The sequence below is a fragment of the Methyloceanibacter sp. genome (assembly GCF_035650995.1).
Lineage (GTDB): Bacteria > Pseudomonadota > Alphaproteobacteria > Rhizobiales > Methyloligellaceae > Methyloceanibacter.
On sequence record NZ_DASRGO010000143.1, the window covers coordinates 1 to 4,548 of the forward strand.

Genomic DNA, 4,548 nt, shown 5'->3' on the forward strand with positions numbered 1-4,548 from the left:
GACCTCGCCGAGATTGCCGTAGCGCATGAGCACGCGCTGCGCGGGCTCCGCCCAGTTCACCCGGTAGATCTCGATCACCGCGTTGTCGTAGAGGCCGGCGGCGAGATCCCTCTCGTTCAGCCGCTCAGACTTGAGCGCGCCCTCGACGTCGAGCGTGTCGACGTTGAGCCCGACTGAGCCCGCGATCTCGGTGCCGGTAAATCCTGTCGAGGCCTCGAAGCTCGTGCCGTCGAACACGAGGTCGCGGTCGTGGTCGGTGAAGCCGAGCCGCACCCCGTCGTTGCGGGTGATGCGCCAGCACCAGCAGAGCGTGGTCGCGCCCGAATCGAGGTGATCCTGAAGTCCCGCCGGCAGCACTCTCATGGCCTGATCTCGACGATCGGAATATGCGGAATCGAGCCCGCGGCGATGTGGGCGAGATTGATCTCGAGCTGATCGGTGTCGAAGCGCACCGGCACGTCGAACTCGAAGCCCGCCGTCACCGCCTGTCCGCTCCCCGGGATATGCCCTGCGAGGAACGTCACCACCCCGGTCGTGGTGCCGACGACATAGTCAGCAGGATTGGCGGTGACGCCGCCGACCGCGACCACGACCGTCCCCGCCACCGGCTTTCCGATCGTCCGCGTCCACGGCGCGAAGCTTGAGCCGTAGGTCTTGGCGAGCTGAAACGCGGCGGTCGCGCCGTCGCCCGTTCCGATCGCCTGGTCCGTGGCCGATGGCGTTGCGGACGGCGCGCAAGACTTGTAGTCCGACCAGTCCTTCCAGCGGAACCCGTGCAGGCGCCCGCGCCGTTCCTCGAAGAAGGCGATCACGGCATGAAGATCGTCGGCGCTCTTGACGCCGTATCCGGCGTTGTAGCGGCGCTTGGAATCGGCCCACCGGCTGTTGCGCTCCTCGGCGCCCGAGCCCACCACCACGATCTCGGTGCGGCGCTCCGGTCCCCCCGTCGCCCCGAGCGAAATACCGGGCGGAAAGCGCACCTCGTGAAATGCCATCGGTTTGCCCAGCCTCTCTTCGTCATGGCCGGGCTTGTCCCGGCCATCCACGATTTGAAAACATTACAGATGAAATTCGTGCCCGGGCACACGGCCGGGTCATCCGAATCTACAGATTGCGCTGGCCGCGCCCGACCACGCGCGACAGCATCGCCGCGATCTGCCCCTCCGAGCGGCGGAAACTGTCGGCGTCTTGCGCCGTCACGTTGAACGTGACGTTGATCGCCTGCGGCTGGCCGCCCGCGGCGGCGACCCCGAGCCTCCCGTCCGGCCCGCGCGCGAGCGGCAGGATCGCCTCGGGCCCAGCCTCGCCGGCCAAGCCCGTCCTCTGCCCGGTCAAGGGAAAGGTGATCGGCGAAGCGATCACGCCGCCTTGGGCATGCCGCACGACCGGAGAGACGCCGCCCAGGAGCCCGCCGATGCCGCTTGCGAAGATCGAGGTGATCGGCGAAAGCGCCGCTTGAAGCGTCTGCCGCGACAGCGACAGCGCGAGCTGCTTCAGCACGTCCGAGAGCGTCCGGCCCTTGATCGCCGCGTCCTCGAAGGCGCGCGTGAGGTCGCTTGCAAACCGGCCGCTCAAGCGGCTCGCGTCACTGAGCGCGGTACGGAACGGCGCAATGTCCGCGCCGATGCCGACCATGATTCCGTCGTCCGTCCCTGGCATGATTGCATCCTCAGATGTCCGGGTGGAGCGCCATCAGCGCGGCAAGCTCGGCGCGCGACATGGGCCGGGCCGCACCCCGCCCGAATGCGCCACGAAGCGCCGCCTCGAGCTCGCGCGGGGTCATTGCCCAGAACGCCGAAGGCGCAAGCCGCAACGTTCCGAGCCCGGCCTCCATCGCTGCGTTCCACGGGAACGGCTCTGCCCTCGCCCTGCCCACTTCATTCAGTCCGCGCGCGCGCCTTCCGCCAAAGGGTCGTTTCGGCTCCCCACGGTGAAGGTTGCAGCCAAGAGCCGCGCCACGATATCGACGAAGCCGGCCGCGCCTCCCTCGACCCGCATCGCGGCGACCGTCTCGTCGGCGATGTCGTAACCCGCGCCGCGCAGCCCGGCCCCGATCATCCTGATCGCGTCGCGCGCGGCGATGCGCCCCGCCTCGAAGCGCTCGGCGATGGCGAGCATGTCGTCCTCGCCGAAGGCGTGCTCGAGCTCGGCGAGCGCGCCGAGCGTGAGGCAAAGCCGGTAGCTCTTGCCGTCGAGCACCGCTTCGATTTCGCCCCTGTGCCGGTTCACCATGATCTCCTCCCTAGCTCGCAGGGGTGAAGCTGAGCGCGCCGGCCGACTCGAGATTGAGATCGAACGTCACCTCGCCGTCGTGCTGGCCGCCATATTCGAGGCCCGCGATCTGGAACGGTCCCTCGACCGTGCCGAAGTCCGGGACGACGACGCGCCACGGCCTGATTGTGCCGTTGAAGAAATAGGAGCGGAGCGTCTCGTCGGAGGCCGCGTCCTTGAAGATGCCGCTGCCGGTAATGCGCGCGGTCTTGAGCCCCGCGCCCTCCAGAAGCTCGCGCCAGCGCCCGGCCGATTCCTGGTCGGTGATGTCGACGCTCGCGGCGTTGAACGCGAGGCTCCGCGCCCTGACCCCCGCGACCGTCGTGTAGGTCCCTGCCCCGTCCGCATCGACCTTGAGAAGAAGGTCCTTGCCCTTCTGCGCCGTCATGGCTCGTCCTCATGTTGGAAAGCGAGAAACAAAAAAGGGCGGCCGGCAGGCCGCCCATTCACACACCCTGCGTCACGGCCGGGCTTATTGGTGATGAAAAGCCGAAGCGAACTAACCGGCCCTACTCTCGACCAGCTTCCGCAACCGCACGCGGTCATGGGTCGAGACCCCGAGCAGCTCGGAGGCGCGCCACACCAAGTTCGATTCGAACTCGTGCAGCACCCCGTCGGCGAGCACGATCTCCCACAGCATCTCGACCATGCGTTGGCGTCCCTCCTGGTCGAGCTCGCGGCAGAGCACGCTGGTGAAACCGTAGAGATCGACCGAGTCGTGCTCCCAGGCCTCGGCCTCCTTCAGAATTTTCCGAAGCTCCTCGTCGCCGAGAGCGAAGCGCGCTTTGAGCAGCGCCTTGAGCGTCTTGCGCTCTTCCGGATCGACCTCACCGTCGATCTGCGAGGCATGAACGAGCAGCGCCGCGGCGGCGAGCCTAAGCTCCTCCTCGCGCAGATTGCCCGCGCTCTCCTCGCCGCCGAGCACGCGATCGACAACGCCCTTCAAACTGCTCCAGACAGACAAACGAATACCTCCCTCGAACACGCTCGAGAGGAAGCACGCAAAGGCCCGCTAAAGCAAGAGAGTGCGAAGCTAAGCCGCTTCGGCGTGATCGGGTTCGGTCACGGCGCGGTAGCGCACGATGCCGTGGAACGTGTCGCCGTCGGGATCGAGCCGCGCCTCGGAGAATTCGTGGCGCAGATTGATCAGATAATGATCGGCAAGCAGGAGCGGCTGGTCGTGGAGCACGGTCTTGATCGCGGCGATGATGTCGTGCACCTGTTTCCTGCCGCCCGCGCGCGACCAGACATGAAGCGTGAGGTTATGCTCGGCGCCGGCCTCGGTCCCGGTGCTCCAGTCGCGAATGACGCTCTGGCCAAGCGTGATGAAGGGGAAGGATGCGGCGTGCGGCGCCTTGTCGTAGATGCGAGGGCCGCCCAGCAATGCGGTGAGTTCGGACGAGCCGGCGAGCGCCTGGTAGATCCCGCGCTGCAGCGCCCAGCTTGCAACTTCCGACATGGCACCCTCCACGTAAGAAAGCGTTAACCGAGATATGGGAGCGCTGCGGTGGCTTGCAAACCCCCTGCCCTTCACGCCTTCGCGACAACACGACCGCTCAGCGACTCTTTAAACGCGCCGATGCGACTTTCCCGAGCTTGTCCTTAAGGCTTGGTAAACGCGCCTCGACGATAGGCCGGAGCCAGGGCGTCGCCGGCCGCGATAGGGTGCCGAGCTCCGCGGCGCGCCCGGCCGGGTCGGGAGTCCCGACCGCGAAGCCGAGCCTTTCGCCGCGGCTCACATCCTCGACCACGATGCTCTGGGCGAGCTCGCCCGGCGTCGCGCGAAGCGCCTCGGCGGCAATGGCTTCCGCCTCCTCGCGCAAGACTGCCTTGAACGGCTCCGGCGCGCTCACCGCCTCGAGCCGCCGGCGCAGCGCCTCAAGCCCGGTAATCCCGACCGCCGTCATAGGTCGCGCTCCTCGCACAGACATTTGAGCCAGCGCCTGCGCTCATCGACGTCGATGACGCTCACGATGTGGAACACGCGCGCGCCGTCCCTGAAGCGCATGGCGGGAACAACTCCCTGCCGGTAGCGCAGCGCGATTTCGTGGCTGACGCGGCCGGCCAACCGGTCGGCTTCGACCCCCTCCGACCCCGCAACCGGACGCACATCGCACCACAGCGTCGCCACCGCGACCCAGCTCTCGCTGAATCCGCCGCCGTCGTCGCTCACCCGATCGAGCTGTTCGAGCGTGAGGCGATGGCGCAGATCGCTCGGCAGGAACTCGGTCACAGCCGCACCCGCCGATAGGGAGAAAGCAGCGCCGCAACCATGGT

The 4,548-nt window shown here is 67.3% G+C and carries 10 protein-coding genes; all 10 read right to left on the reverse strand.

Going from position 1 to position 4,548, the window contains the following annotated elements; all coding sequences use genetic code 11:
* Positions 1 to 363 (reverse strand): DUF2163 domain-containing protein (locus VFB18_RS10855; RefSeq protein ID WP_324974830.1); only part of this gene is annotated, 363 nt, incomplete at its 3' end.
* Positions 360 to 995: a DUF2460 domain-containing protein gene (locus tag VFB18_RS10860; RefSeq protein WP_324974832.1), complete on the reverse strand. Its 636-nt coding sequence runs from the start codon at positions 993 to 995 to the stop codon at positions 360 to 362. The genes VFB18_RS10860 and VFB18_RS10855, both read right to left, overlap by 4 nt.
* Positions 996 to 1,104: 109 nt before the next feature.
* Positions 1,105 to 1,659: a phage tail tape measure protein gene (locus VFB18_RS10865; RefSeq protein ID WP_324974834.1), complete on the reverse strand. Its 555-nt coding sequence runs from the start codon at positions 1,657 to 1,659 to the stop codon at positions 1,105 to 1,107.
* 10 nt (positions 1,660 to 1,669) lie between these two features.
* Complete coding sequence (locus tag VFB18_RS10870; protein WP_324974838.1) at positions 1,670 to 1,876, reverse strand: rcc01693 family protein; 207 nt, start codon at positions 1,874 to 1,876, stop codon at positions 1,670 to 1,672.
* A 5-nt stretch (positions 1,877 to 1,881) separates the two neighbouring features.
* Entirely contained in the window at positions 1,882 to 2,232 is a 351-nt protein-coding gene (locus VFB18_RS10875) for a gene transfer agent family protein (protein ID WP_324974841.1), read from the reverse strand.
* Between the two features lie 10 nt (positions 2,233 to 2,242).
* The gene (locus tag VFB18_RS10880) at positions 2,243 to 2,659 is read right to left on the reverse strand and encodes a phage major tail protein, TP901-1 family (protein WP_324974844.1); all 417 of its coding nucleotides are present in this window, start codon (positions 2,657 to 2,659) and stop codon (positions 2,243 to 2,245) included.
* A 111-nt stretch (positions 2,660 to 2,770) separates the two neighbouring features.
* Positions 2,771 to 3,235: a TerB family tellurite resistance protein gene (locus VFB18_RS10885; RefSeq protein WP_324974848.1), complete on the reverse strand. Its 465-nt coding sequence runs from the start codon at positions 3,233 to 3,235 to the stop codon at positions 2,771 to 2,773.
* A 69-nt stretch (positions 3,236 to 3,304) separates the two neighbouring features.
* Positions 3,305 to 3,730 (reverse strand): DUF3168 domain-containing protein, encoded by a 426-nt coding sequence (locus VFB18_RS10890; protein ID WP_324974851.1) that lies wholly within the window; start codon positions 3,728 to 3,730, stop codon positions 3,305 to 3,307.
* A gap of 97 nt (positions 3,731 to 3,827) precedes the next feature.
* On the reverse strand, positions 3,828 to 4,178 hold the full coding sequence (locus VFB18_RS10895; RefSeq protein WP_324974855.1) for a hypothetical protein: 351 nt from the start codon (positions 4,176 to 4,178) through the stop codon (positions 3,828 to 3,830).
* Positions 4,175 to 4,548: phage head closure protein (locus VFB18_RS10900; RefSeq protein ID WP_324974858.1), on the reverse strand; the 374-nt coding region annotated here is incomplete at its 5' end. The genes VFB18_RS10895 and VFB18_RS10900, both read right to left, overlap by 4 nt.

Bases quoted from the DNA above. Each gene is read 5' to 3' on its own strand.
- VFB18_RS10875 (WP_324974841.1), bottom strand. From the start codon at position 2,232: ATGGTGAACCGGCACAGGGGCGAAATCGAAGCGGTGCTCGACGGCAAG.
- VFB18_RS10895 (WP_324974855.1), bottom strand. From the start codon at position 4,178: ATGACGGCGGTCGGGATTACCGGGCTTGAGGCGCTGCGCCGGCGGCTC.
- VFB18_RS10865 (WP_324974834.1), bottom strand. From the start codon at position 1,659: ATGCCAGGGACGGACGACGGAATCATGGTCGGCATCGGCGCGGACATT.
- VFB18_RS10860 (WP_324974832.1), bottom strand. From the start codon at position 995: ATGGCATTTCACGAGGTGCGCTTTCCGCCCGGTATTTCGCTCGGGGCG.
- VFB18_RS10890 (WP_324974851.1), bottom strand. From the start codon at position 3,730: ATGTCGGAAGTTGCAAGCTGGGCGCTGCAGCGCGGGATCTACCAGGCG.
- VFB18_RS10880 (WP_324974844.1), bottom strand. From the start codon at position 2,659: ATGACGGCGCAGAAGGGCAAGGACCTTCTTCTCAAGGTCGATGCGGAC.